Below are 24,849 nucleotides of genomic sequence, written 5' to 3'. Positions count from 1 at the left end.
GTCCTGTTCGCGCAAGACTCGAACGCTTTCGAGTCAAACGCGGGATTCGGCCCACCAATCTAGGGCGGACCGGCTGAATATCAAACAGCTTAACCCTACCATCACCGGCTTGCGCCAGCCTGAAGGGACAGGGTTGCCAAAATGCTACAACTTTCATCCCGCTGTCTGACGGGGTGAAAGCGACATGCGATTACTCGCTGTCCGCCGTCGGAGCGCCGCCGGTGCCGTCGCGATCGTGCTCGGCATCGTCCTTCGGGCGATGGGCGAACACCGCGTCCACGATACCGAATTTCTTGGCTTCCTCGGCGTCGAGGAAGGTGTCGCGGTCCATGGCCTTCTCGATGTCGGTGAGGCTCTGGCCGGTATACTGCACGTACAGCTCGTTCATCCGTTCGCGGATGCGCAGGATTTCGCGGGCCTGGATCTCGATGTCGGACGCCATGCCGCGCGCACCGCCGGAGGGCTGGTGCACCATCACGCGGGCATTGGGCAGCGCCACGCGCATGCCCGGCTCACCCGCGGCCAGCAGAAAGCTGCCCATCGACGCCGCCTGGCCCACCACCACGGTGCGGACCTTGGGCTTGATGTACTGCATGGTGTCGTGGATCGCCATGCCGGCCGTCACCACGCCGCCGGGCGAGTTGATGTACATCGAGATGTCCTGCGAGTTCTCGCTTTCGAGGAACAGTAGCTGGGCCACGATCAGCGAGGCCATGTTGTCTTCCACCTGGCCGGTGACGAAGACGATGCGTTCGCGCAGCAGGCGGCTGAAGATATCGAAGCTGCGTTCGCCACGGCTGGTCGATTCGACAACGACAGGCACCAGGGCGCCGGTAACGGGATCGGTGGTGAAACGGTCTTTGTTGTCGCCGAACAGGTCGAACATGCGTGGTCCTTTTCTTGAATTCCGAGGGCCTATGTTGCCCCTTGGCTCCACAGGTTCAAGGGCCTTGCACCCCGCATTCTTCAGAATCCGTTTATCGGACCATCTTCGACACTGGTCGATAAGCCCGCGCCAGCATTGGAAGTTTTCCCTGTAACCGCCCGCGATTACAAATGTCGTTGAGGGACAGGGCTGAATTGCATAGATTTTTTCACACGACCGCAGCCGTGGCATTGCTGGCCGTCGCCTGGCCTGTTGCCGCGCAGGAAGTGGAGGCCGAGGCCGAACCGGACCTGCCGGAAGGCTCAGCAACGCCCGATGCCGCGGAGCAGCGCAGCGGAACGCGCGTGTTCACGCCCGAAGATTTTGCCCGCTTCGCGCCGCGCAATGCGCTGGACATGCTGAACGAGGTGCCCGGCTTCACCGTGCGCGGGGAAGACGGTGCGCGCGGCCTGGGACAGGCGAGCGCCAACGTGCTGATCGATGGCGAACGCATCACCAACAAGTCCGAAGGCGTGTTCAGCCAGTTGCAGCGCATCGCCACCGACCGGGTGGAGCGGATCGAGATCGTCGATGGCGCGACGCTGGGTATCGCCGGCCTGTCCGGCCAGGTCGCCAATGTCATCACCAAGCCAAGCGCAATCAGCGGCCGCTTCACCTATCGCGCCAATTTCCGGCCCAAGTATGCCGAGCCCAGCTACATCGGCGGCGAGGTGTCGCTCAGCGGTTCGGGCGAGACGTTCGACTGGACCATGGCGGTGTCGAACGGCGTGGGTCGCGGCGCGGCAGGCGGCGGCAATGCCTTCATCTACGATGCCGACGGCAACGTTATCGAACAGCGCGACATCCGCATGCAGTTCATCGGCGACTTCCCGCGCATTTCGGGCAGTGCCCAGTGGACCAGCCCCGGCGGCACGATCGTCAATGCCAATGCCAACTACCGCCGCGCCTACCAGAACTTCCGCGACAATCAGCAGCGCGACCTCGTCAACGGCGTCGACCGGTTCCGCATGTTCGAGGACCGCGTGCGCGGCTGGGGATACGAACTGGGCGCGGACGTACAGTTCGACCTCGCCGGCGGACGGCTCAAGCTGATCGGGCTGGAAAGCTACAGTCGCAATCGCGGTCGCTCGGATTCGATCATCAGTTTCGAGGACGGCAGTGACGACGTCGGCAGCCGCTTTGCCTCGCGCAGCGAAAGCGGCGAGCGCATCGCCCGCGCCGAGTACAGCTGGTCCATGCTGGGCGGCGACTGGCAGCTCGATGCCGAGGCGGCCTTCAACCGGCTGGATCGCAGCGCGCAGCTGTTCGACCTCGATCCCAGCGGCGAATTCGTGGAAATTCCCTTCCCCAACGGCACCGGCGGGGTGACCGAGGACCGGTACGAGACGATCCTGACGCACAGCCGTCCGCTGGCGGATAACCTGTCGTTGCAGGTCGGGATGGGAGGCGAATACTCGACCATCGCCCAGACCGGGGCCAATGGCCTGACGCGTAGCTTCTGGCGCCCCAAGGGTTCGATCAACCTCGCCTGGCAGGTGGCGGACGGGCTCGACCTGTCGTTCGAACTCGCACGCACGGTGGGTCAGCTGTCGTTCGGCGACTTCCTGCGCAGCGTGTCGCTCAACCAGAACCAGCAGAACGCGGGCAATGTCGAGCTGGTGCCCCCGCAGACGTGGGAAGCCAAGCTGGAAGCCACCAAGGACCTGGGCGACTGGGGCAGTTCCAACCTGCGCTTTTACGCCCGCCGGATCGACGACTACATCGAGTTCATCCCGGTTCCGGGCGGGCTGGAGACGCGCGGCAACATCGATAAGGCCACCCTGCTGGGCGTATACTGGAACACCACCTTCCAGCTGGAGCCGCTGGGCCTCAACGGCATGCAGCTGGAAGTCACGCTGCAGTTCGAAGACACCGAACTGGAAGACCCGCTGACCGGCGAGAAGCGCAGCTTCGGCGGGCACCAGGATCACCAGGTCGACCTGGAACTGCGGCACGACATTCCCGGCAGCAACTGGGCCTGGGGTGCCGGCATGGAATACAACCACACGCTGCCCTACTATCGCCTCGGCGAAACCGGCTTCAACTACGAAGGGCCGACCTACACCTATGCCTTCATCGAGCATAAGGACGTGTTCGGCATGACCGCCAACCTGTCGGTGTTCAACCTGACCGACGGGCGCGCGATCCAGGATCGCTATGTCTACGAGGGTTACCGCGACCGCACGCCGCTGGCCTTCCGCGAGACGCAGGACCTGTCGGTGCAGCCGATCTTCAATTTCCGCCTGTCCGGGGACTTCTAGGGGTATTGCACTGGGCAGGGGCGTGGCGCAGAAGGCGCCCATGAAACACCTGCTCCTGCCGCTTGCCGCCCTGCTCATTTCCACGCCTGCCCTTGCGCAGCAAGGCGGCGCGGAGGCCGAGCCGAATGTCGCCGAACGCCACGCACAGGAGCGGATTGACCGAATTCTGCAGTTCGATCGGGGTGCCGACGGCCTGGGTTCGGTGATCGTGCTCAATCCCGCTGCCGCGCAGGAGGCCGGGGAAGCCTTCGAGGAAGGAACACCGCTCGGCGGCCGCACGGTGCTGGTGAAGGACAACATCGAGACCAGGGAATTGCCGACCACCGCTGGCTCGCTGGCGCTCGCAGACAACGATACCGGCCGGGACGCCCCGATGATTGCGCGGCTGCGCGAAGCGGGCGGGGTGGTGCTGGGCAAGACCAACCTGTCCGAATGGGCCAACTTCCGCAGTTCCGACAGCACCAGCGGCTGGAGCGCGGTGGGCGGCATCACCCGCAACCCGCATGCGACAGACCGCAATGCCTGCGGCTCGTCATCGGGCAGCGGGGCAGCCGTGGCCGCCGGCTTTGCCTGGGCGGCCATCGGCACCGAGACTGACGGTTCGATCACCTGCCCGGCCAGCGTCAACGGCGTGGTGGGGTTCAAGCCCACCGTGGGCATGGTCAGCCGCACCCACGTGGTTCCGCTCAGCGCCAGCCAGGACACCGCCGGGCCGATGGCCCGCAGCGTGACCAGTGCGGCGATGCTGCTTACGGCGATTGCCGGAAGCGATCCGCTCGATCCGGCAACCGCCGATGCCGACGATTACGCCACCGACTTCACCGCGGGACTGGCCGAAGCCTCCCTGCAAGGCGTGCGCATCGGCGTGCTGCGCGATCGGTTCGGCGGGTTCGCGCCTTTGGGCGAGGTCTATGAGCAGGCGCTCACCGACCTGCGGCAGGCAGGTGCGGTGCTGGTCGACGTCACCTACGAGGGCAATCCCGAGATGGGCGATGCCGAGTACACGGTGCTGCTCTACGAATTCCAGCGCGACATAAACACCTATCTCGAGAACTCTCCCGCCGACATCCCGGTACGCTCGCTGGCGGACCTGATCGCCTTCAACATCGAACATGCCGATCAGGAGTTGCGCTGGTTCGGGCAGGACGTGTTCGAGCTGGCGCTGGAGACCACCGACGAGGCGGAATATCTCGAAGCCCGCGAAACCGCGCGCCGGCTGGCGGGCGCCGAAGGGATCGACGCGCTGCTGGCAGAGCACGACGTTGCCTTCCTGGTCGCACCGACGCGTGGCCCGGCCTGGAATATCGACCTGCTGCTGGGCGACCACTGGCTGGGCGGCATCGGTATCGGCAGTCTTGCCGCGGTGTCGGGCTATCCGCACCTCACCGTGCCGATGGGCCATGTCGAAAGGCTGCCGGTCGGTCTGTCCTTCATCGGTGCACAGTGGAGCGATCATGCCATCCTGCAGGCAGGCGCCGCCTACGAGCGTGCGCGCAGTGCCGAATTGCCAGAACCATCGCTAACCCGTTGGAATCCCGTGCCGTGACACAATGTGACAAAAGTCCACTTGTTGTCGAGATTGATTTCATCTAACTGGCCGGACAAAATCAACAGGAGCCCCCCTGAGCGTGTCTATTCGCCGTCCGCAGGTCGCCACCTTGGCGTTGGCTGCGGCTATCCTTTTTCAGACTACTCCGGCGTTCGCGGATACTGCGGCGGAGAATCCCGATCCGCCGCAAGAGGCTGATTTCGAAGGAACCGGCGCGTCTGCACGCGAGGTCTACTACCCCGAGGACTTTGCCCGGTACGCTCCGCGCAATGCGGCCGACATGCTGGAAGAGATCCCCGGCTTCACCGTGAATCGCGGTGGCGGTGGCGGCGGTGGCGGCGGTAACCGCGGCTTCGGGCAGGCGGACGAAAACGTGCTGATCAACGGCACTCGCCTGTCGAGCAAGTCGACCAGCACGGCCGAACAGCTTGCCCGCATCCCGGTAGAGAACGTGATCCGCATCGAGGTTGTCGATGGCGCGACCCTGGACATTCCGGGCCTGTCGGGGCGGGTGGCCAATATCATCGTCGAGCAGGGTAACCTCTCGGGCCAGTTCGAATGGCGACCGCAATTCTCGACCGGACCGGCCAACCCCGGCTGGTTCGAGGGCGAAGTATCGATTTCCGGAGCAAGCGGCGCGCTCGACTTCACCATCGCGCTGGAAAATTCCTCCTTCATCCGCGGTTCCGCCGGTCCGGCAATCTTCACCGATGCGACCGGCTTCGTCGATGAACGCTTCAACCTGACCAAGGCCGATTTCAATCGTCCCTCGCTGACCGGACAGTTCCAGTTCGACCTGGGGCCCGACGTGGTTGCCAACCTCAACCTGACGGGTGGCCTGCAGTTCTTCCGCAGCCGCGAGGAAGAGCGCCGCGTCGACGACAACCCGCTGGACCCGTTCCACGAGCGTTTCCGCGCCACCAATGACGAGTGGTTCTACGAGATTGGCGCGGACATCGAATTTCCCCTCGGTCCCGGTCGTCTCAAGCTGATCGGTCTGGAATCCTACGAACACGGCGACTTCGTCACCAACTCGCTGCTCGACCTGGGTGTCCTGCCCACCAGCGGCTCGCAGTTTGCGCGCCTGTCGGACACCGGCGAGCGGATCGGTCGTGCGGAATACCGCTGGGGCATGCTGGGCGCCGACTGGCAGCTTTCGGGCGAAGCCGCCTTCAACCGGCTCGACCAGGTCGGCAGCCTGTTCGGTTACGATCCACTGGGCGACCAGTATGTCGAAATCCCGTTCCCCGCCGGCGTCGGCGGCGTGCGCGAGGATCGCTACGAGGCGCTGCTCAGCGTCGGCTTCCCGATTACCGAAAACCTTTCCGTGCAGCTTATCGGCGGCGGCGAGTATTCGGAGATTTCGCAGACCGGCGCCAATCCCAATGCGCGTTCTTTCCAGCGTCCCAAGGGCTCGATGAGCGTGGCCTGGGCGCCGCTGGAGGGTCTCGATATCAACTTTGAGGTCGCACGCCGCGTGGGGCAGCTGGATTTCGGCGACTTCCTTGCGAGCGTGAACCTGACAGACGACCAGGCCAATGCGGGCAACAACGAACTGCGCCCGCAGCAGAGCTGGGAGTTCGAGCTGGAGATCGCCAAGAACTTCGGCCGCTACGGTTCGGCCACCCTGACCCTCTTCGAGGAGCGGATCGAGGATCTCGTGCTGATCGTGCCGGTCGTCGGTGGCGGCGAGGCTCGCGGCAATATCGCCAGCGCCAACCGTCGCGGCGCACGCTTCTTCGGCACGCTCGACATGACCCCGCTGGGTTTTGCCGGCGCGCAGCTGGACCTGCGGATGTCGATCGAGGATTCGAACCTCGTCGACCCCGTTACCGGGGTCGAGCGGCGCTTCGACCGCAACGATCCGTTCGAGATCCGCCTTGATTTCCGTCACGACATCCCGGAAACCGACTATGCTTGGGGACTGGAGTTCCGCGATACCGAACGCGCCCCGTCCTACCGCGTGGCGGAAATCATCACCGACCACTCGCCCAGCACCTTCGGTGCCGTGTTCGTGGAGCACAAGGACGTGTTCGGCGCGACCGTGCGGCTGCGCGTGGGCAACGTCTTCGACGCCAACACGACCACGCTGCGCACCGTCTATGCCGGTCCGCGCGACGTATCGCCGGTGCTGTTCACGGAAGATCGCCGCCGTTCGATCGGCCAGGTCTTCAACCTGACCGTCGCCGGCAGCTTCTGAGTCTGGAATTCAGGTAAGCAACCTGCCTCCCCGCCGCCGCGGCGACGGGGAGCGTACAGGTCTTACTTCTTGGCCGGGGCCTTCTTCGCGGCCGGCTTCTTGGCAGCAGCCTTCTTCGCCGGAGCCTTCTTGGCAGCGGGCTTCTTCTCGGCAGCAGCCTTCTTCGCCGGGGCCTTCTTGGCCGGAGCCTTCTTCGCCGCCGGCTTCTTCTCGGCATCGGCCTTCTTGGCCGGGGCCTTCTTCGCAGCGGCCTTCTTGGCGGGAGCCTTCTTCTTGGCCGGAGCCTTCTTGGCCTTTTCGGCCTCGGCTTCTTCTTCCGCCTCGATCGCGGCTTCCAGTTCCTCGCGCGTCACTTCGCGCTCGGTCACTTCGGCCTTGTCGAACAGGAAGTCGACGACCTTGTCTTCATACAGCGGCGCCCGGAGCTGGGCCTGGGCCATCGGCTCGCTGCGGATGTATTCGACGAACCGCTCGCGGTCTTCCGGGCGATACTGCTGCGCGGCCTGCTGGATCAGCATCTGCATTTCCTGCTGGCTGATTTCCACGCCATTCGCCTGGCCGATTTCGGACAGCAGCAGGCCCAGGCGCACGCGCCGCTCGGCGATACGCTTGTAGTCTTCCTTCTCGGCCTCGATTTCCTTCATCGCGGCTTCGGGATCTTCCTCGCGTGCGGCTTCCTGGCTCAGCTGGTTCCAGATCTGCTGGAACTCGGCGTCGACCATGCTCGGCGGGACCGGGAAATCGTGATCGGCAGCCAGCTTGTCGAGCAGCTGGCGCTTCATCTGCGTGCGGGTGAGGTGAGCGCTTTCCTGCTCGATCTGGCCCTTCATCAGCTCTTTCAGCTTGTCGAGGCCTTCGAGGCCCAGACCCTTGGCGAAATCGTCGTCGATCTTGCTTTCGGTCTCGACCTTCACCTGCTTCACGGTGACGTCGAACTCGGCTTCCTTGCCCTTCAGGTTCTCGGCCGGATAGTCTTCCGGGAAAGTCACCGTGATGGTCTTCTTGTCGCCGGTCTTCACGCCGGTCAGCTGGTCTTCGAAGCCGGGAATGAACTGGCCCGAACCCAGCACCAGCGGGGCGTCCTCGGCCTTGCCGCCTTCGAATTCCGTGCCGTCCACGCGGCCGACGAAATCGATGATCAGCTGGTCGCCGTCGGCGGCCTTCTTGGTCTTGGCGGCGTCCTTGTAGCTCTTCTGGCCCTCGGCCAGGCGGCCCAGTGCTTCGTCAAGCTGCTCGTCGCTCACCGGCACGGTCAGCTTTTCCAGCTTCAGGCCGTCGATCGACGGGGTTTCGATTTCCGGCAGCACTTCGACTTCGACGGTCAGCTCGGCATCCTTGCCCTGCTCGTAGCCGTCGGCCATTTCCACCTTCGGCTGCAGCGCCGGGCGCAGGGACTTGTCCTTGATCAGGTTGTCGACCGATTCGCGCACCGTGGTGTTGAGCACGTCGGCGTGCAGCGCTTCGCCGTGCATCTTGCGCACCAGGTTGGCGGGGACCTTGCCGGGACGGAAGCCGGGCATCCGGACCTGCGGGGCGACCTTCTTCACCTCGGCTTCGATCTTGGCATCGATATCCTTGGCGGGAATGGTCAGGGTGTAGGCGCGCTTGAGGCCTTCGTTGGTGGTTTCGACAATCTGCATGACTAGCCTTTGCTCAAACTCTCAAATCCGGTGCGTCGGGGCCGGAATTGCGGCCAGCGGAACTGGTGCGGGCGAAGGGACTCGAACCCCCACATCTTGCGATACTGGTACCTAAAACCAGCGCGTCTACCAATTCCGCCACGCCCGCGGCCCGACGAACCGTGCAGGCGCAAGGCCTGCGAAACGAAGCGGTGCCCATAGGGCCTGTTTACGCCTGTGGCAACGGTCTGGTGCGCGGCATTTTGCTGGGCGATTGATTTTTGCGCCAGCCCGGCTAGGGGCGAATGCCATGAGCGACGAAAACAGCACCGACCTTCCGCCCGACCACCTTGCCATCGATCCGCGCAGCGAGTTCTTCGATGCCGACAAGCTGCAGCGCGGCGTGGCCATCCGCTTCAAGGGCAAGCAGCGCAACGATATCGAGGAGTATTGCATCTCCGAGGGCTGGGTGCGCGTACAGGCCGGCAAGACGGTGGACCGCAAGGGTCGCCCGCTGACGATCAAGCTGAACGGCCCGGTCGAAGCCTGGTACGAAGACCTGGGCGCAGACGCGCCCGTCGCCAAGGCTGGCTAAGCCTGCTGTTCGCTGAAGTGCCGGGCCCGCAGGCCCGGCGCAAATCCTTCAGACCACCGGATCGCGCGGATCGTCCACCTCTTCCGGGTGGGTCGTGGTCATGCGCAGCACGGCATAGCCCAGCACGGCCGAGATCAGCGAGCCGGTGAGGATGCCGATCTTGGCCTCGTCACGCAGCAGGCGCGCCATTTCGCCCGAACCCGGGAAGGCCAGTTCGCCGATGAACAGGCTCATGGTGAAGCCGATGCCGCAGAGGATGGATACGCCCCATACCTCGGCCCAGGTGCAGCCAGGCGGCTTGCTGACGATGCCGAGCTTCACCGCGGCCCATACGGCGCTGAAGATGCCCACCTGCTTGCCCAGCACCAGGCCGGCGGCGATCGCCAGCGGCAGCGGGTCGAGCAGGGCATCGAAGCCCAGCCCTTCGAGGCTGACGCCGGCATTGGCGAAGCCGAAGATCGGCACCACCAGGTAGGCGCTCCACGGCACCAGCGCGTGTTCGGCATTTTCCAGCATGGAATTGCCGTCCTTGGTGCGCATCGGGATGGTGAAGGCTGCCAGCACGCCGGCGATGGTGGCGTGGACGCCCGAGTTGAGCACGCAGTACCACAGCACCACCGTGCCGATGACGAAGGGCCACATGCTGCTGACCTTGAAGCGGTTCATCGCGAACATCCCGATCAGCACGGCCAGCGAGATCAGCAGCCAGGTAACCTTGGGGTCGGAATAGAAGATCGCGATGATCGCGACCGCGCCGATATCGTCGACGATGGCCACGGTCAGCAGGAACAGGCGCAGCGAAGCGGGGACGCGGCTGCCCAGCAGGCCGACCACGCCCATGGCGAAGGCGATGTCCGTCGCGGCCGGGATGGCCATGCCGGAACGGTATTCCGCCGCTCCGCCGCTGACGCCGAGGAAGACGATGATCGGCACGGCCATGCCGGCGATGGCGGCGATGACGGGCAGGTTGCGCTGCTGCGGATCGGACAGGTTGCCATTGATCAGCTCGCGCTTAACCTCGAGGCCGACGACGAAGAAGAAGATCACCATCAACCCGTCGTTGATCCACAGGTGGACGGTGTTGAGGTAGAAGACGTCCTTCGACCAGAGGTAGCCGTTGAACAGCTCGAAATAGGCGCCGGCGACACCGGAATTGGCGATGACCATCGCCGTGATGGCGACGGCAATCAGCAGAATCCCTTCGAAGGCATCGGCCTTGAACAGCGCGCTGAAGTTACGGACGGCAGAGCGTAGAAAACTTGGTTGGGCCATGTCGCAAGCCCATTTCGCAATTGCGGCATTTATGCAAGCCCGCATTATGGCCGTAACGAAAGGCCGGGCCGACATTGCCTTTTGCATCGTAACGGGTAACCATACGTGTAAGTCCTTAAAAACACGGGGGTCGCGGGTATGGGTGAGGGGGCCTGGACAGTTCTGGAATGGCTGGCGCTGATTGAGCACGAACTGCTGCTCTTTGCCGGGTTCTTCTTCCTGCTGGGCGCGCTGGACGAGCTGGGCATGGACCTCGCCTGGTTCTGGCTGCGCCTGACGGGTCGCGCGCGCACCGTCGTACTGGACACTTCCGACATTCGCGCGCGGCGCCTGACAGGCAGGGCTGCCGTGCTGATCCCGACCTGGAGCGAGGCGAGCGTGATCGCCGATACCCTGGCCCATGCCTTGGGGGTCTGGCCGCAGAAAGACCTGCGCATCTACGTCGGCGTCTATCGCAACGATCCGGCCACGCTGGCCGCCGCGGCGCGCGGCGCGGCAGGAGATCCGCGCGTGCGGATCGTGGTGCACGACCGGGAAGGTCCATCGACCAAGGCGGATTGCCTCAACCGGCTGTACCAGGCCCTGCAGCAGGACGAACTGCGCACGGGGCGGCAGACGCGTATGGTATTGCTGCACGATGCCGAGGACATGGTCGATCCGGCCGCGCTGGCGCTGCTCGACGCAGCGCTCGAAACGGCCCAGTTCGTCCAGCTACCGGTGCTGCCGATGCCGCAGGTCGATTCGCGCTGGGTGGGCAGCCACTATTGCGAGGAATTCGCCGAGGCGCATGGCAAGGCGATGGTCGTGCGCGATGCGCTGGGCACCAGCCTGCCCGCCGCAGGGGTGGGCTGCGCCTTCGATCGCGCCATGCTGGCGGACATGGCGCGCGATGCCGGGCGCCCCGGCCCGTTCGATGAGGATTCGCTGACCGAGGATTACGAGCTGGGCATCCGCGTCGCTGCACTCGGCGGCAAGTCCAGGTTCCTGCGCGTGCGCGACCAGCACGGACGCCTGGTGGCGACCCGTGCCTATTTCCCGGCGCAGTTGGGCCGCGCCGTGCGCCAGAAGGCGCGCTGGATGCACGGCATCGCCTTCCAGGGCTGGGATCGCCTCGGCTGGACCGGAGGCCTGGCCGAATGGTGGATGCGCATGCGCGACCGGCGCGGACCCCTGTCGGCGCTGGTGCTGTTTACCGGTTACACCCTGTTTGCGGTCGCCGTCGTGCTGACTGTGCTTGACCTTGCCGGGCTCGATCGCCCGTGGGAGCCGTCTTCGCTGCTGCTGACCCTGCTGGCGGTCAACATTGCCAGCTTCACCTGGCGGGCCTTCATGCGGTTCAATTTCACGCGCCTGGAATATGGCTGGGCCGAGGGGTTGCGGGCGGTGCTGCGGATCCCGGTGGCCAATGTCATCAGCATCATGGCCGGCTACCGTGCCTTGTTCGCCTACGCCAAGAGCCTGCGCGGCGTGGCGCCCGAATGGGAAAAGACCGCGCATGACAGCCATCCCGCCCGCACCGTGGAACTGGAGTGGGCGCGATGAGTGCGGGGCACTCCCGCCGCGGTTGGCCGCTGCTTTCGCTGGGCCTGCTGCTGGGCGCCTGGGTGCTGACCCGCGTCGTCTTGTGGGAAGTTCCCTTCGGTCCGCAGGCGACGCCCTTGCAGCTGGCACCTGTGACCGAGGTGGAGGGCGCGCCGATGGCGCCGCCGCAGCGCTCGGCTCACGCGGGTATGCTTACGCCGAATGTCCCGGTGGAGGCGCAGGCTCCCGAATGGCTGTATTCGCCGGCGGCGGAGCCGCTGGAGCGGCCCGACTTCTCGCCCGAACCGGTGCGCGATGTCGCCTTCGGCGGCCCGGTGGCGCGTGGCAGCCTGCGCAATGCCAACCGCCTGATGGCCCATGCCATGCTGCTTTCGGCAGGCTACCAGAGCGGCACCAAGGCGTCGCAGAACGCACCCTACCGTCCCGGAGCGGGGCCGGTAGCGCCCGGTGCCGTCTACGCTCCCGAAGCCGCGCGCGACTTCGCCGCGGACAGGCAGGAGCGCCGCTGGTCGTTCGACCTCTGGGCGCTGTGGCGCGACGATACCACCACCCCGCTTACTTCCGGCAGGCCGAGCTATGGCCGCAGCCAGGTCGGCGCAGTGGTCCGCTACCAGCTGGCTCCGTCCAGCAGCCATGCTCCGCAACTGCACCTGCGCGCCACCAGGGCGCTGGAAGGGGCGAGCGAGACGGACGTGGCCGCCGGCATTTCGGCGCGCCCGCTCGGCAGTATCCCGGTCCGCCTCGCGGCGGAGGCGCGGGTGAGCGAGACCGACCGCGGCACCGAACTGCGCGGCGCGGCCTATGCCGTCAGCGAACTGCCGCCGGTCGCGCTGCCCGCCGGGCTGACGGCGGAAGCCTATGTGCAGGGTGGCTATGTCACCGGGGAATTCGCCACGCCGTTCTTCGACGGGCAGGCCCGGATCACCCGGCAGCTGGCGGTCGGCGAGGACTTCCGGCTGACCGCCGGCGGTGCGGCATGGGGCGGTTGGCAGGACGATGCCGAGCGACTCGACGTCGGGCCGAGTGCCGGGATCAGCTTCCGTGTGGGCGAGGCGCGCGGACGCCTTTCGGCAGACTACCGGTTCCGCGTGGCCGGCGATGCCGAGCCTGCTAGTGGCCCTGCGCTCACACTAACGGCAGGATTTTAGCGCCAGTGTAGCATTCACCTTCAATCAAGCCCGCCGATGCATTAGGCGCGGATCATGGATGTCTACCTTCCCATTGCCAATCTCGCGGTCAACGGGCTGCTGATCATCGCGCTCGGCGCGGCGACCGGCATCCTGTCGGGCGTGTTCGGCGTGGGCGGCGGCTTCCTGACGACCCCGCTGCTGATCTTCTCCGGCATTCCGCCCACCGTGGCTGCCGCGTCCGCCGCGACGCAGGTGACGGGCGCCAGCGTGTCGGGCGTGTTCGCGCATGGCCGCAACGACGGTGTGGACTACCATATCGGGCTGGTGATCGTCGCCGGTGGCATGCTGGGGGCGTTGCTGGGGGCGGGGCTGTTCAACCTGTTGCGCGACCTCGGCCAGATCGATGTGGTCATCAACATCCTCTACGTGATCCTGCTGGGTACCATCGGCGCGCTGATGGGGCGCGAGGCACTGCAATCGCTGTGGCCGGGCCGCTTCGGCGGCGGCAAGAAAAGCGCTGCCAAGCGCCGCCACCACCCGATGATCGCCGGGCTGCCCTATCGCTGGCGCTTCTACCGCTCCGGGCTCTACATCTCGCCGCTGGGACCGCTGATCCTGGGCCTGATCGTTGGCGTGCTGACCATGCTGATGGGCGTGGGCGGCGGCTTCATCATGGTGCCGGCCATGCTCTACATCCTCGGCATGAGCGCCAAGGTCGTGGTGGGCACGAGCCTGTTCAACATCCTCTTCATCACCATGCTGGTGACGCTGGTGCACGCCTTCACCACCCGCGCGGTGGACATCGTGCTGGCCGGCCTGCTGCTGATCGGCTCCGTCACCGGCGCGCAGCTGGGCACCAAGATTGCCAGTTTCGCCAAGCCCGAGCACCTGCGCCTGGTCCTCGCCGCGATCGTGCTGGCGATTGCCCTGCGCATGGCCGGGAACCTCTTCGTCCAGCCGGACGAGGTCTATTCGGTGGTGCCGCTGTGAGGTGGTGGCTGCTCCTGCTGGCGCTGGTCGCCGCGCCGCTCGGCGCGCAGGAGCGCGATCCCATCCTGGTGCCGGATATCTCGCAGCACGAGATCGTCCTGCGGCAAGGCTTCACCGGCGATACGCTGCTGCTCTACGGTGCGGTGCTCGACCCGGCCGAGACCGATACGCAATACGATGTCGTGGTCGTGCTGAAAGGCCCGTCGGAGCCGATCCGCGTGCGCGAGAAGGAGCGTTTCCTCGGCATCTGGCTGAACGCTGGCTCCACCGAATACCGTTCGGTGCCGTCATTCTACGCACTCGCCAGCTCGCGCCCGGTGCTCGACATCGTCGATGAACGCACCGCCGCGATCTACGAGCTGGGGCTGGACTATCTCCAGCTGTCCCCATCGGGCATCATCGACCCGGAGGAGCAGGCGCGCTTCTCCGCCGGACTGGTCGACCTGCGCACTCGCCAGGGCTTCTACGCACAGTACGACAATGGCGTGGAGATTTCCGAAGGCGTGCTCTACCGCGCCGACATTCCCATCCCTTCCAGCGTGGTGGCCGGGCGCTATGTCGCGGAAACCTTTGCCATTGCCGATGGCCGGGTGATTTCCTCCGCGACGGCGGAAGTGCAGGTCTTCAAGGAAGGCTTCGAACTGGGCGTGGAAGAGGCGGCGAACGATTTTGCCTTCTTTTACGGGCTGTTCGCGGTCGCGCTGTCGGTGGTGATGGGCTGGGCGGCAGGGCGACTGTTCGCGCTGATCTAGCGCAATTCCGATGCGAACGGGGTTTATGCGATCTTAACTAGGTCTGGGCTATCGCATGCGGCGTTAACCATTGCCGCGAAAGCGAATTCTATGACTGACATGCCCAGGCAGGGATTTTCGACGACCAACTCCGCACCCGCCAGCGATGCCGACGTGCAGCGCGCCCATGGCGGCCAGCCGGCGCCGGCCCCGCAGGCTGCCCCGGCGGAGCAGGCGCATCGCGGCGCACCGCCGCCGCCTTCGCAGCAGCAGGCCAGGCCCGCTCCCGCGCCGGCACCGGCCAAGCAGCAGGCACCCGAAATCGACGAAGCCGCCATGGAATCGGCGCGTCAGCCGATTGGCGTGGTGCTCGATATCGCCGGTTCCGGCTCGCAGATCGCACTGGACCTGGAGCGGCTGAACGAATGCATGGAGCATCCCGACCCGTCCATCGCCCTGGCGGGCCAGGTCGGCAGCCAGATCAAGATCCGCACCAAGGACGGCTGGCTGCTCGCCAGCGTGCGCAACCAGAAGCAGGATCGCCGCGCCGGCGGCAATTCGGTGGTCGCCAACATCGACTTCATGGGCGAAGGCCAGGAAGAGAAGCTGACCGGCAAGATCCACGGTTTCCGCCGCGGTGTGACGCGCTATCCGATCCCCGGCGCGCTGGTCTATCCGGCGACGACCGAGGACTTGCGGCAGATCTATGCGAGCGACGGTCGCAGCTCGATCCAGATCGGCACCGTCTATCCCACCAGCGATATTCGCGCCGGCCTCTATATCGACGCCATGCTGGGCAAGCACTTCGCGCTGCTCGGCTCCACCGGTACCGGTAAGTCGACCAGTGCCGCGCTGATCCTGCACCGCATCTGCGAGGCGGCGCCGCAGGGCCACGTGGTCATGATCGACCCGCACGGCGAGTATTCCGCCGCGTTCAAGAACTACGGGATGATCTTCGACGTCTCCAACCTGCAGATGCCGTACTGGCTGATGAACTTCGAGGAGCACTGCGAAGTGCTGCTGAAGTCGACCGGCAACGACCTGCAGAATGACAAGGACATCCTAGCCAAGTGCCTGCTGGCCGCACGGCAGAAGAACCGCCTGGCCTCCAGCATGGGCAAGATCACCGTGGATTCGCCGATCCCCTACCTGCTGTCCGACCTCAGCAACCTGGTGCAGGACGAGATGGGCAAGCTGGACAAGGCGACCAACACCGCGCCCTACATGCGGATCAAGACCAAGATCGAGGAGATCAAGGCCGACCCGCGTTACCAGTTCATGTTCTCGGGCATGCTGGTGGGCGACACCATGGGCGATTTCCTGGCGAAGATCTTCCGCATGCCGGGCAGCGGCAAGCCGATCTCCATCATCGACGTGTCGGGCGTGCCGTCCGACATCACCAGCACGGTGGTGGCGGTGCTCAGCCGCCTGGTGTTCGACTTCGCCATCTGGGGCCGGAACGAGAAGACCAGCCCGATCCTGCTCGTCTGCGAAGAGGCGCACCGCTACGTGCCGAACGAGAAGAATGCCGATGGCAACTCGGTCGGCCGCGTGCTCTCGCGTATCGCCAAGGAAGGCCGTAAGTACGGTATCAGCCTCGGCCTGATCACGCAGCGTCCGTCGGACCTTGCTGAAGGCGTGCTCTCTCAGTGCGGCACGATTATCTCGATGCGCCTGAACAACGACCGCGACCAGGCCTTCGTGAAGGCGGCCATGCCCGAAGGCGCGCGCGGCTTCCTCGATAGCATCCCGGCGCTGCGCAACCGCGAGTGCATCATCTGCGGCGAGGGTGTGTCGATCCCGATCCGTGTCAGCTTCGATAACCTCGAAGAGAGCAAGCGTCCGGCGTCGGAAGACCCGAGCTTCGTCGAGCTGTGGAACTCGGGCGGCGGCGAGGAAGAAGTCGTCCACCGCACCGTCCAGCGCTGGCGCGCGCAGGGGACCTAACTGGCTATTCGAACGCGCCTCCGCGCGTTCGTCCTCGGTGCTAATCGCTCCGCTTCGCTGCCCGCAGCGGGCGCAGCTTGCCTGTGCAAATTGCGAGGACGATCCGGGGTATGCCGGATCGCAAGGCAAACAAATCAACCTACCGCCAGGTATTCGCCGATCATCATGGCGCGGGCGTATTCTTCCTGCTGCTGGATCGAGCGCAGGGTGATCAGCGCCGCGTCGCAGCGCTGGCTGTCGGCCATGACGAAGTCGGCACTGCCTTGCAGGGCAACCGTAACCTGTGCCTCGCTGGCGCCGTTGGCCTGCATGGTGGCGACCAGTTCTTCCATCATCGGGCCGGTCACTTCGAGGCGCATCTGCTGGTCGGTCCGGCCAGCGGACATGGCCTGCACCTTGGCAACCACCGACTGCCCCAGCAATTCGCGCACCTCTTCGCTCGGCTTGCCTTCGAACAGGCCGATGCCGAAGGCATAGGCGCTGCACGCGCCGACATCCTGCTGTTGCAGGGCCTCCATCAGCGCAATCTCGCTCGCCAGCGCGGCATCGAGATTGGCGGTCGGGGCATTGGCGAAGTCGTTCTTGTGGCGCGAGAGGAACAGGGCCAGCTGGGCGTTGCCGGCATCGGCGATCAGCTCGCTTGGCGCGCCTTCCACGGCAACGTCGGCCATGGTCTCGATCAGGTCTTCGTAATCGTCGGGGAAGTAGGTGCGCATGGCATCCAGCACCAGCAGGTCGCCCGGATGTTCTTCCAGCGCGGCGACCAGTTCATCCTCCACCACGGCCATGGGGTCGAAGTACCGTTCCACCCCGCCGGCCATGACAATGCGCACCGCCAGCCCGATGACGATCAGGCCGATGACGGCACCGGCCCGCTGGCTGGCGCTCGTAGTCTCCAGAAAACTCATGCGAATCAGGTCCCCCGCGTATCCCCGAACAGGTGGATATGCTGTCTGTCGCTGAGGCGGAAGCCATGTTCGAGGCAGATATCCACCAGCCACTTCTCGCGCTCGCGCAGGGTCTCGCTGTCGGTTCCTTCGGGCATCAGGAATACGCGGCGGGGCGGAATGGCGTGGGTGCGGACGAGGGCGAGGACTTCGTCGACATCGCCCGGCTCGGCAATCACGAACTTGAACACGGCGCGTTCGTCGGTGGCCCAGCGGTCGAGCATTTCGGGCTTGAGCGCGAGGTCGGCCGGGTTGCCACTGTGCGCCAGCTTGGGGCTGACGTTGTACTGATCCACCCGGATATCCAGCCGCGCAGGCGGATCGATGGTGCCGTTGGTCTCGATTTCCACCTGCATGTCGGGCAGGTGCTCCAGCATCACCGCAAGCTTGCCCGCCTGCAGCAGCGGCTCGCCGCCGGTGATGACGAGGCGGTCACGGCCCAGCGCGGCGATACGCCGAGCCACCTCCTCCTCGTCCATCTCGATCTGGTTGGCCTTGCGCTCGAAGCTCTCGCCGGAGCGATGCGGGCGATTGTCGCCCTCGAAATGCCAGGTGTAGGCCGTGTCGCACCACACGCAGGCGAGGTTGCAGCGCGACAGGCGCACGAAGGCGACGGGCATGCCCGCGCTGGGGCCTTCGCCCTGGATGCTGGCAAAAATCTCCGGCTCGCCGGGAGCCTGGGTGGCGAGGACGAGCGCCAAGCTACCCCAGCCTTGCCAATGCCGCCTGCAGGCGCTCGATCTCGGCGCCGTGGTGCGCGAAATCAGCCTTGGCCTTCTCCACCGCCTCGGGCTTGGCGCGCTCGACGAAGTTGGCGTTGGAGAGGCGCCCCTCCAGCGACTTGGCTTCCTTCTGCGAGGCGGCCAGCGCCTTTTCCAGGCGGGCGCGTTCAGCGTCGATGTCGATCACGCCTTCCAGCGGGACAATGAAGGTGTCCGACCCGGCGGCAACCTGCATGGCGGCCCCGGCAGGCGCTTCGCCCACGGTGATGGGCGACAGGCGCGCAAGGCGCTCGATCGCGGCGCTGCTACGCTCGATCACGCCCTTTGCAAGGTCCGAGGGGGCAGGGCAGTAGGCGGCCAGCTTCTCGCCCGGCGAAATGCCCAGCTCGTTACGCGCGCCGCGCGTGGCGGTGGTGAGGGCGATGACCCAGTCGATGGCGTCGGTCGCAGCCTTGCTCACCTCGGCGCGCGGCTCCGGCCACTTGGCAAGGATGAGGTCGTACCGACGGTCGCCCTGCGCGTGCCACAGTTCCTCGGTGACGAAGGGCATGAAGGGGTGCAGCATGACCAGGATCTGGTCGAGCGCCCAGCCGGCGACCTCGCGGGTCTCCTTGGCAGCGTCGCTATCCGCATCGCCCTGCAACACCGGCTTGATCAGTTCGAGGTACCAGTCGCAGAAGCGGTCCCAGGTGAAGTGGTAGACGGTGTTGGCCGCGGCATCGAAGCGCAGTTCGGCCATGGCCTTGTCCAGCTCTTCCACCGTCTGCTGCACTTCGCCGATGATCCACTGGTTGGCGGCGAGGCGGGCGCTGGGAGCCTTGATCGTGGAAGAGGCACCGATGCCGTAGGACTGGCAGAAGCGCGTCGCATTCCACAGCTTGGTCGCGAAGTTGCGATAACCCTCGACCCGCTTTTCATCCATCTTGATGTCGCGGCCCTGGCTTTCCATTGCCGCCATGAAGAAGCGCAGCGCGTCGGCGCCGTACTGGTCGATCAGGCCCAGCGGATCGACCACGTTGCCCTTCGACTTGGACATCTTCGCACCGTCGGCCGCGCGCACCAGCCCGTGCAGGTAAAGCTTCTCCCACGGACGCGCGTCCATGTTGTAGAAGCCTGCCATCATCATGCGCGCATCCCAGAAGAACAGGATGTCGAAGCCAGAAATCAGCAGGCTGTTGGGATAGTGCTTCTTCAGTAGCTCGGTCTCGTCCGGCCAGCCAAGCGTGGCGAAGGGCCACAGCGCGGACGAGAACCAGGTGTCGAGTACGTCCTCGTCGCGGGTGAGGGCGACGCCTGCCCCGGCCTTGGCCTGTGCCTCTTCCTCGCTCTCGGCGACGTAGACGTTGCCGTCTGCGTCATACCACGCCGGAATGCGGTGCCCCCACCACAGCTGACGGGAAACGCACCACGGCTGGATGTTCTCCATCCAGTTGAAGAAGGTCTTCTCCCACGTCTGCGGGATGATCTCGATCTCGCCGCTCTTCACCGCCGCGATCGGGCGCTCGGCCAGCTTCTTGGCGTCGACATACCACTGGTCCATCAGCATGGGTTCGATCACCACGCCGCCGCGATCGCCGAAGGGCTGCGCGATCTTCTTGTCCTCGACCATAATCATCAGGCCTTCGGCATCGATGTCCGCCACGACCTTCGTGCGCGCTTCGTAGCGGTCGAGGCCGCGATATTCGTCGGGCACAAGGTTGAGCGCGTCGACTTCCGCTGCATCCAGCTTGCCGCCGCGGGCGATTTCCATTGCGCGCCGGGCGGCCTCGGCATAGGGCGCGCCATCGCTGCGCATGGCGGCAACCTCGTCCATCAGGCGGTACATCGGGATGCCGTTGCGCTGAGCGACGCCGAAGTCGTTTTCGTCGTGGGCGCCGGTGATCTTCACCGCACCCGAACCGAAGTCCGGATCGGGATATTCGTCGGTGATGATCGGGATCAGGCGGCGGTGTTCCTTGGGGCCGACGGGGATCTCGCACAGCTTGCCGACGATGGGGGCGTAGCGCGCGTCATCGGGATGCACCGCTACCGCGCCGTCACCCAGCATGGTTTCCGGGCGGGTGGTGGCGATGGAGATGTAGTCGCGCTCTTCCTCCAGCACGACATTGCCGTCCTCGTCGCGTTCGACATAGGTGTAGGTCTGGCCGCCTTCGAGCGGGTACTTGAAGTGCCACATGTGACCGTTGACATCGTGGGTCTCGACTTCGAGGTCCGAGATCGCGGTCTTCAGCTTGGGGTCCCAGTTCACCAGTCGCTTGTCGCGGTAGATCAGGCCGTCGTTGTAGAGGTCCACGAACACCTTGAGCACCGCCTTGGTGAAGTGCTCGTCCATGGTGAACTGCTCGCGGCTCCAGTCCATCGAGCAGCCGAGGCGGCGCAGCTGGCGCGTGATCGTGCCGCCGCTCTCTTCCTTCCACTCCCACACCTTCTGCACGAATTCCTCGCGCGAGTAGTTGGTGCGCTTGTCCTGCTTATCCTCCAGCTGGCGTTCCACCACCATCTGCGTGGCGATGCCGGCGTGGTCGGTGCCCACCACCCACAGCGCGTCCTTGCCGCGCAGTCGCTCGTAACGGATGACGATATCCTGCAGGGTATTGTCCAGCGCGTGGCCAATGTGCAGGCTGCCGGTGACGTTGGGCGGCGGGTTGACGATGGTGAATGCCTCGGCATCGGGGCGCTCCGGCCGGAACGCGCCGGTTTCTTCCCAATGGGAATACCATTTCGCCTCGATTGCGGCGGGATCGAAAGTCTTTTGCAGCTCACTCGTCATGGAGGAGGCCCCTGCCACCGTGTTTGCCGGAGTTCAACACGCGAAAATCTTGCGGGGTCGCGCATTTGTCCGCATAGCGCTGAAGCAATGAGGGAATGGGCGCAATACAGCGTGGAGGAACGCGGCGGCCGGGCGACGGTCGTCATCACCGGTCCCTTGCTGGTTTCCACCATCGGAGCGATCGATCCGCAGCTGCGCGATCACCATGATTCCGTGCAGCAAATCGACATTTCGGACGCCACGCCCATCGACACGGTGGGGGCATGGATCGTCCATCGCTTCGCCGCCCGCACCGGGGCCGAGATCATCGGTGCCAGCGAGCAGGCCGAAGTGCTGATCGACGCGGTGGAACGCTCCGCCAGCGAAGCCGCTATCGCCCCGCCCGCCGAATTCGACTTCGGCCGGCTGGCGGCCCATGTCGGCAAGAAGGTGCTCGAATTCGCCGATGGCATGCGCAAGTCGATTGCCTTCCTTGGCGCGGTGCTGGTCGGTTTTGGCGGCCTGATCCGCCATCCGCGCCGCTTCCGCGTCAAGGCGCTGGTGCGGCAGATGGAGCTGGTAGGCGTTACCAGCCTGCCGATCATCGGCCTGATGAGCTTCCTGATCGGTATCGTCATCGCACAGCAGGGCGCGGTGCAGCTACAGCAGTTCGGCGCCGAGACGCTGACGGTGAACCTCGTCGGCCGCATCACCCTGCGCGAACTGGGTGTGCTGATGACGGCGATCATGGTCGCCGGCCGCTCCGGCTCCGCCTTCGCCGCGCAGATCGGCACGATGAAGCTTACCGAGGAAATCGACGCCATGCGCACGATCGGTGTCTCGCCGATGGAGGCGCTGGTGGTGCCGCGCATCCTGGCCGCCGTGCTGATGATGCCGCTGCTGGGCTTCTTCTCCTCCTGCGTCGCCATCATCGGCGGCGCGGTGATCGGCGACGTGATGCTGGGCATCCCCTTCCTCACCTTCCTCGCCCGCATCCAGGAAGTGGTGCCCACCTACGATTTCTGGGTCGGCATGGTGAAGGCGCCGGTGTTCGGCCTGATCGTGGCCATGGCCGGCTGCTACCAGGGGATGCAGGTGCGCGGTAATGCCGAGGAAGTCGGCCTGCGCACTACGGCTGCGGTGGTGCAGGCGATCTTCATGGTCATCGTGCTCGATGCCTTCTTCGCGGTGTTCTTCGAACAGATCGGCTGGATATGAGCGAAGACACTGACCCGCCCATCGAGGAAATCCCTCTCGCCCCGGAGGCCGAAACGGTCGTCTTCGAGGGCGAATATCCGATCGAGATCACCGGGCTGACCAACGCCTTTGGCGATTTCGTGGTCCACGAAGAGCTCGACCTGAAGGTGAAGCGCGGCGAAATCCTTGGCGTTGTCGGCGGATCGGGCACGGGCAAGAGCGTACTGATGCGCGCCATCATCGGGCTGCAAATCCCGAAAGCGGGCTGCATCGAGGTGTTCGGGCAGGACATCACCGCGGCGGAGCCGGACGAGGTGCTGGGTGTGCGCAACCGCTGGGGCGTGCTGTTCCAGGGCGGCGCGCTGTTCTCCACGCTGACCGTCGCCGAGAACGTGCAGGTGCCGCTCAAGCAGTTCTACCCGGAACTGTCGCAGGAACTGCTCGACGAGATCGCCCGCTACAAGGTGGTGCTGACCGGCCTGCCCGAAGACGCGGCGAGCAAGTACCCATCAGAGCTGTCGGGCGGCATGAAGAAGCGCGCCAGCCTGGCCCGCGCCCTGGCGCTCGATCCGGAGCTGTTGTTCCTCGACGAGCCCACGGCGGGCCTCGATCCCATCGGCGCGGCCAAGTTCGACGAGCTGATCCGCGAGCTGACCGATACGCTGGGCCTGACCGTGTTCCTGATCACTCACGATCTCGACACGCTCTACGCCATTTGCGACCGCGTGGCGGTGCTGGCGGACAAGAAGGTGATCGCGGTCGGCACCATCCCGGAATTGCTGAAATCGGACCATCCGTGGATCCAGGAATACTTCAATGGCCCCCGCGCCCGCGCGGCCGTGGCCACGCACGAACGCGGGAAAGCGTTGGACAACAACGCCACCGGAAAGGCATAGGGCAGGCAGATGGAAACACGGGCAAACCATGTCTGGGTAGGCGCAGTGACGCTGGCGCTGCTGGTGGCCGCAGCCATTTTCTTCGTCTGGCTGGCGCGGCTGGGCGACCGTGACAACAAGGAATACGACATCTTCTTCGCCCAGTCCGTGGGCGGCGTGGCGAACGGTTCCGTCGTCACCTATTCCGGCGTGCCCGTGGGGCAGGTAAAGGATATCTCGATCTGGGAGCGCGATCCCGAATTCGTGAAGGTGCGCATCGAGGTGGACGGCGACACGCCGATCCTGATCGGCACCGAGGCGAGCGTTTCGGCCAGCTTCACCGGTGTAGCCAACATCAGCCTGTCGGGAGGCCGGTCCAGCCAGCCGCCGATTTCCTGCGACACCACCGATTGCCCCGAAGGCGTGCCGGTGATCCCGCCGGCGCCCGGCGCGATCGGCGAAATCCTTGCCAGCGCGCCGCTGCTGCTGGAACGACTGGCGACGCTGACCGACCGCCTCACCCGCGTGCTGGACGACGACAACCAGGATTCGATTTCCGGCATCCTGCGCAACACCAACACCATCAGCCGCGAACTGGCGGAAAGCTCTCCGGAGGTGCAGGCCACCTTGCAGGAACTGCAGGCGACGCTGGCGCAGTCGACCGAGACGCTGGCGGCCTTCGAGAACACGCTGGAGACCACCGACGCCTTGCTGGAGAACGAAGGCCAGCAGATCGCCACCGAACTGCGCGCCACGCTTGTCTCTGCCCGCTCGGCGGCGGATTCGCTCGAAGCGACGCTCGCCAATGTCGAGCCACTGACCCAGCAGCTGAACCAGGATACGCTGCCGGCAGCGACGGCCACCTTGCGTGACCTGCGGCAGACCAGCCAGAACCTGCGCAACATGACCGAGCGGCTCGAAAACGAGGGTGCCGGATCGCTGATCAGCGGCCCGGCCCTGCCGGATTACGAGCCGTGAGCAGGGGGAAGATGACGATGACGAACAAAGCCACCCCTACGCGCCTGATGGCCGCCGCGCTGTTCTCGCTCACTGCGCTGTCCGGCTGCATCAGCCTTGGCGGTATCGATCCGCCCGACCAGCTGCTGACGCTGACGCCCAGCGCCAGCGTGCCCGCAGGCGCCGCGGCCGAGGGCGAGGTCGCCGCTGCGCTGGCGGTGCAGGTACCGTCGGTGTCGCAGCGACTGAACGTCAACCGCATCCCGGTGACCACCAGCGACAGCTCGCTGGCTTACCTTGCCGACGCGTTCTGGGTGGAAAAGCCCGCCCAGCTGTTCCGCAACGTGCTGGCGGAGACGATCCGGTCCAAGGGCAATCGACTGGTCGTGAACGGCGGGGAACTGGAATATGCCGCGCGCACGCAGCTTTCCGGCCAGCTGGTCGATCTCGGCTACGATGCGACCACCGGCAGCGTGGTGGTCCGCTATGACGCCGTGCTCGAATCGCCGGACGGCACGATCCGCACGCAGCGGTTCGAGGAAAGCGTCTCCGGGGTCCCGGCCGATGCCGATTTCGTCGGCCCGGCGCTGAACGAGGCAGCCAATCGCGTGGCCGACCAGGTCGCTGAATGGGTGGGCTAG

19 protein-coding genes and 1 tRNA gene are annotated in these 24,849 nt (G+C 65.4%); 13 read left to right on the top strand and 7 right to left on the bottom strand.

Features of this window, described 5'->3' with window-relative positions:
• Positions 1 to 190: 190 nt before the first annotated feature.
• Positions 191 to 886, bottom strand: coding sequence for an ATP-dependent Clp protease proteolytic subunit (locus OZN62_RS06155; RefSeq protein ID WP_269101916.1), 696 nt, complete (start codon positions 884 to 886; stop codon positions 191 to 193).
• Positions 887 to 1,110: 224 nt separating this feature from the next.
• Between OZN62_RS06155 and OZN62_RS06150 the strand changes: the two genes are divergently transcribed.
• From OZN62_RS06150 to OZN62_RS06140, 3 genes are all read left to right on the top strand, one after another.
• Positions 1,111 to 3,186, top strand: a complete 2,076-nt coding sequence (locus OZN62_RS06150) for a TonB-dependent receptor plug domain-containing protein (protein ID WP_269101914.1) — start codon at positions 1,111 to 1,113, stop codon at positions 3,184 to 3,186.
• Positions 3,187 to 3,226: 40 nt separating this feature from the next.
• On the top strand, positions 3,227 to 4,732 hold the full coding sequence (locus OZN62_RS06145) for an amidase (RefSeq protein WP_269101913.1): 1,506 nt from the start codon (positions 3,227 to 3,229) through the stop codon (positions 4,730 to 4,732).
• Between the two features lie 82 nt (positions 4,733 to 4,814).
• Entirely contained in the window at positions 4,815 to 6,935 is a 2,121-nt protein-coding gene (locus OZN62_RS06140; protein WP_269101911.1) for a TonB-dependent receptor plug domain-containing protein, read from the top strand.
• Positions 6,936 to 6,997: 62 nt separating this feature from the next.
• Here the strand turns inward: OZN62_RS06140 and tig are convergent, their stop codons facing one another.
• Positions 6,998 to 8,575 (bottom strand): trigger factor, encoded by a 1,578-nt coding sequence (gene tig / locus OZN62_RS06135; protein WP_269101910.1) that lies wholly within the window; start codon positions 8,573 to 8,575, stop codon positions 6,998 to 7,000.
• A gap of 63 nt (positions 8,576 to 8,638) precedes the next feature.
• Positions 8,639 to 8,723, bottom strand: a tRNA-Leu gene (locus OZN62_RS06130).
• 141 nt (positions 8,724 to 8,864) lie between these two features.
• Here OZN62_RS06130 and OZN62_RS06125 point away from each other — a divergent pair.
• Entirely contained in the window at positions 8,865 to 9,149 is a 285-nt protein-coding gene (locus OZN62_RS06125; protein ID WP_269101907.1) for a DUF3297 family protein, read from the top strand.
• Positions 9,150 to 9,197: 48 nt separating this feature from the next.
• On the opposite strand, the gene nhaA is transcribed toward OZN62_RS06125, so the two are convergent.
• A complete protein-coding gene (gene nhaA, locus OZN62_RS06120; protein ID WP_269101906.1) occupies positions 9,198 to 10,421 on the bottom strand; it encodes a Na+/H+ antiporter NhaA in 1,224 nt (407 codons plus the stop codon).
• A 138-nt stretch (positions 10,422 to 10,559) separates the two neighbouring features.
• Here nhaA and OZN62_RS06115 point away from each other — a divergent pair, with 138 nt between their 5' ends.
• The 5 genes from OZN62_RS06115 to OZN62_RS06095 all read left to right on the top strand — a co-directional run bounded on the left by OZN62_RS06115 (position 10,560) and on the right by OZN62_RS06095 (position 16,761).
• Entirely contained in the window at positions 10,560 to 11,963 is a 1,404-nt protein-coding gene (locus OZN62_RS06115; protein WP_269101905.1) for a glycosyl transferase family protein, read from the top strand.
• Positions 11,960 to 13,111, top strand: a complete 1,152-nt coding sequence (locus OZN62_RS06110; RefSeq protein WP_269101904.1) for a hypothetical protein — start codon at positions 11,960 to 11,962, stop codon at positions 13,109 to 13,111. The genes OZN62_RS06115 and OZN62_RS06110 overlap by 4 nt, the downstream gene beginning before the upstream one ends.
• 54 nt (positions 13,112 to 13,165) lie before the next feature.
• Positions 13,166 to 14,083 (top strand): sulfite exporter TauE/SafE family protein, encoded by a 918-nt coding sequence (locus OZN62_RS06105; protein ID WP_269101903.1) that lies wholly within the window; start codon positions 13,166 to 13,168, stop codon positions 14,081 to 14,083.
• On the top strand, positions 14,080 to 14,835 hold the full coding sequence (locus OZN62_RS06100) for a TIGR02186 family protein (protein ID WP_269101902.1): 756 nt from the start codon (positions 14,080 to 14,082) through the stop codon (positions 14,833 to 14,835). The genes OZN62_RS06105 and OZN62_RS06100 overlap by 4 nt, the downstream gene beginning before the upstream one ends.
• A gap of 315 nt (positions 14,836 to 15,150) precedes the next feature.
• Positions 15,151 to 16,761 (top strand): ATP-binding protein, encoded by a 1,611-nt coding sequence (locus OZN62_RS06095; RefSeq protein ID WP_269102118.1) that lies wholly within the window; start codon positions 15,151 to 15,153, stop codon positions 16,759 to 16,761.
• 134 nt (positions 16,762 to 16,895) lie between these two features.
• Here OZN62_RS06095 and OZN62_RS06090 read toward each other — a convergent pair whose 3' ends face one another.
• The 3 genes from OZN62_RS06090 to OZN62_RS06080 are packed head-to-tail and all read right to left on the bottom strand — an operon-like array spanning position 16,896 to position 21,200.
• Complete coding sequence (locus OZN62_RS06090) at positions 16,896 to 17,669, bottom strand: hypothetical protein (RefSeq protein ID WP_269101900.1); 774 nt, start codon at positions 17,667 to 17,669, stop codon at positions 16,896 to 16,898.
• Positions 17,670 to 17,674: 5 nt separating this feature from the next.
• Positions 17,675 to 18,409 (bottom strand): 7-carboxy-7-deazaguanine synthase QueE, encoded by a 735-nt coding sequence (locus OZN62_RS06085; protein ID WP_269101899.1) that lies wholly within the window; start codon positions 18,407 to 18,409, stop codon positions 17,675 to 17,677.
• A gap of 1 nt (position 18,410) precedes the next feature.
• Entirely contained in the window at positions 18,411 to 21,200 is a 2,790-nt protein-coding gene (locus tag OZN62_RS06080; RefSeq protein WP_269101898.1) for a valine--tRNA ligase, read from the bottom strand.
• A gap of 87 nt (positions 21,201 to 21,287) precedes the next feature.
• Here OZN62_RS06080 and OZN62_RS06075 point away from each other — a divergent pair, with 87 nt between their 5' ends.
• From OZN62_RS06075 to OZN62_RS06060, 4 genes are read left to right on the top strand one after another with little or no spacing between them, the layout of a single operon-like run.
• Positions 21,288 to 22,397 (top strand): MlaE family ABC transporter permease, encoded by a 1,110-nt coding sequence (locus tag OZN62_RS06075; protein ID WP_269101897.1) that lies wholly within the window; start codon positions 21,288 to 21,290, stop codon positions 22,395 to 22,397.
• Positions 22,394 to 23,272 carry an ABC transporter ATP-binding protein gene (locus OZN62_RS06070; protein ID WP_269101896.1) on the top strand — a complete coding sequence of 293 codons (879 nt, stop codon included), beginning with the start codon at positions 22,394 to 22,396 and terminating at the stop codon, positions 23,270 to 23,272. The genes OZN62_RS06075 and OZN62_RS06070 overlap by 4 nt, the downstream gene beginning before the upstream one ends.
• Before the next feature lie 9 nt (positions 23,273 to 23,281).
• Positions 23,282 to 24,229 (top strand): MlaD family protein, encoded by a 948-nt coding sequence (locus tag OZN62_RS06065; protein WP_269101894.1) that lies wholly within the window; start codon positions 23,282 to 23,284, stop codon positions 24,227 to 24,229.
• 17 nt (positions 24,230 to 24,246) lie between these two features.
• Positions 24,247 to 24,849, top strand: a complete 603-nt coding sequence (locus OZN62_RS06060) for an ABC-type transport auxiliary lipoprotein family protein (protein WP_269101893.1) — start codon at positions 24,247 to 24,249, stop codon at positions 24,847 to 24,849.

This window comes from Aurantiacibacter sp. MUD11 (genome assembly GCF_026967575.1).
Taxonomy (GTDB): domain Bacteria; phylum Pseudomonadota; class Alphaproteobacteria; order Sphingomonadales; family Sphingomonadaceae; genus Alteraurantiacibacter.
This window is presented reverse-complemented; position numbering and strand designations above follow the sequence as displayed.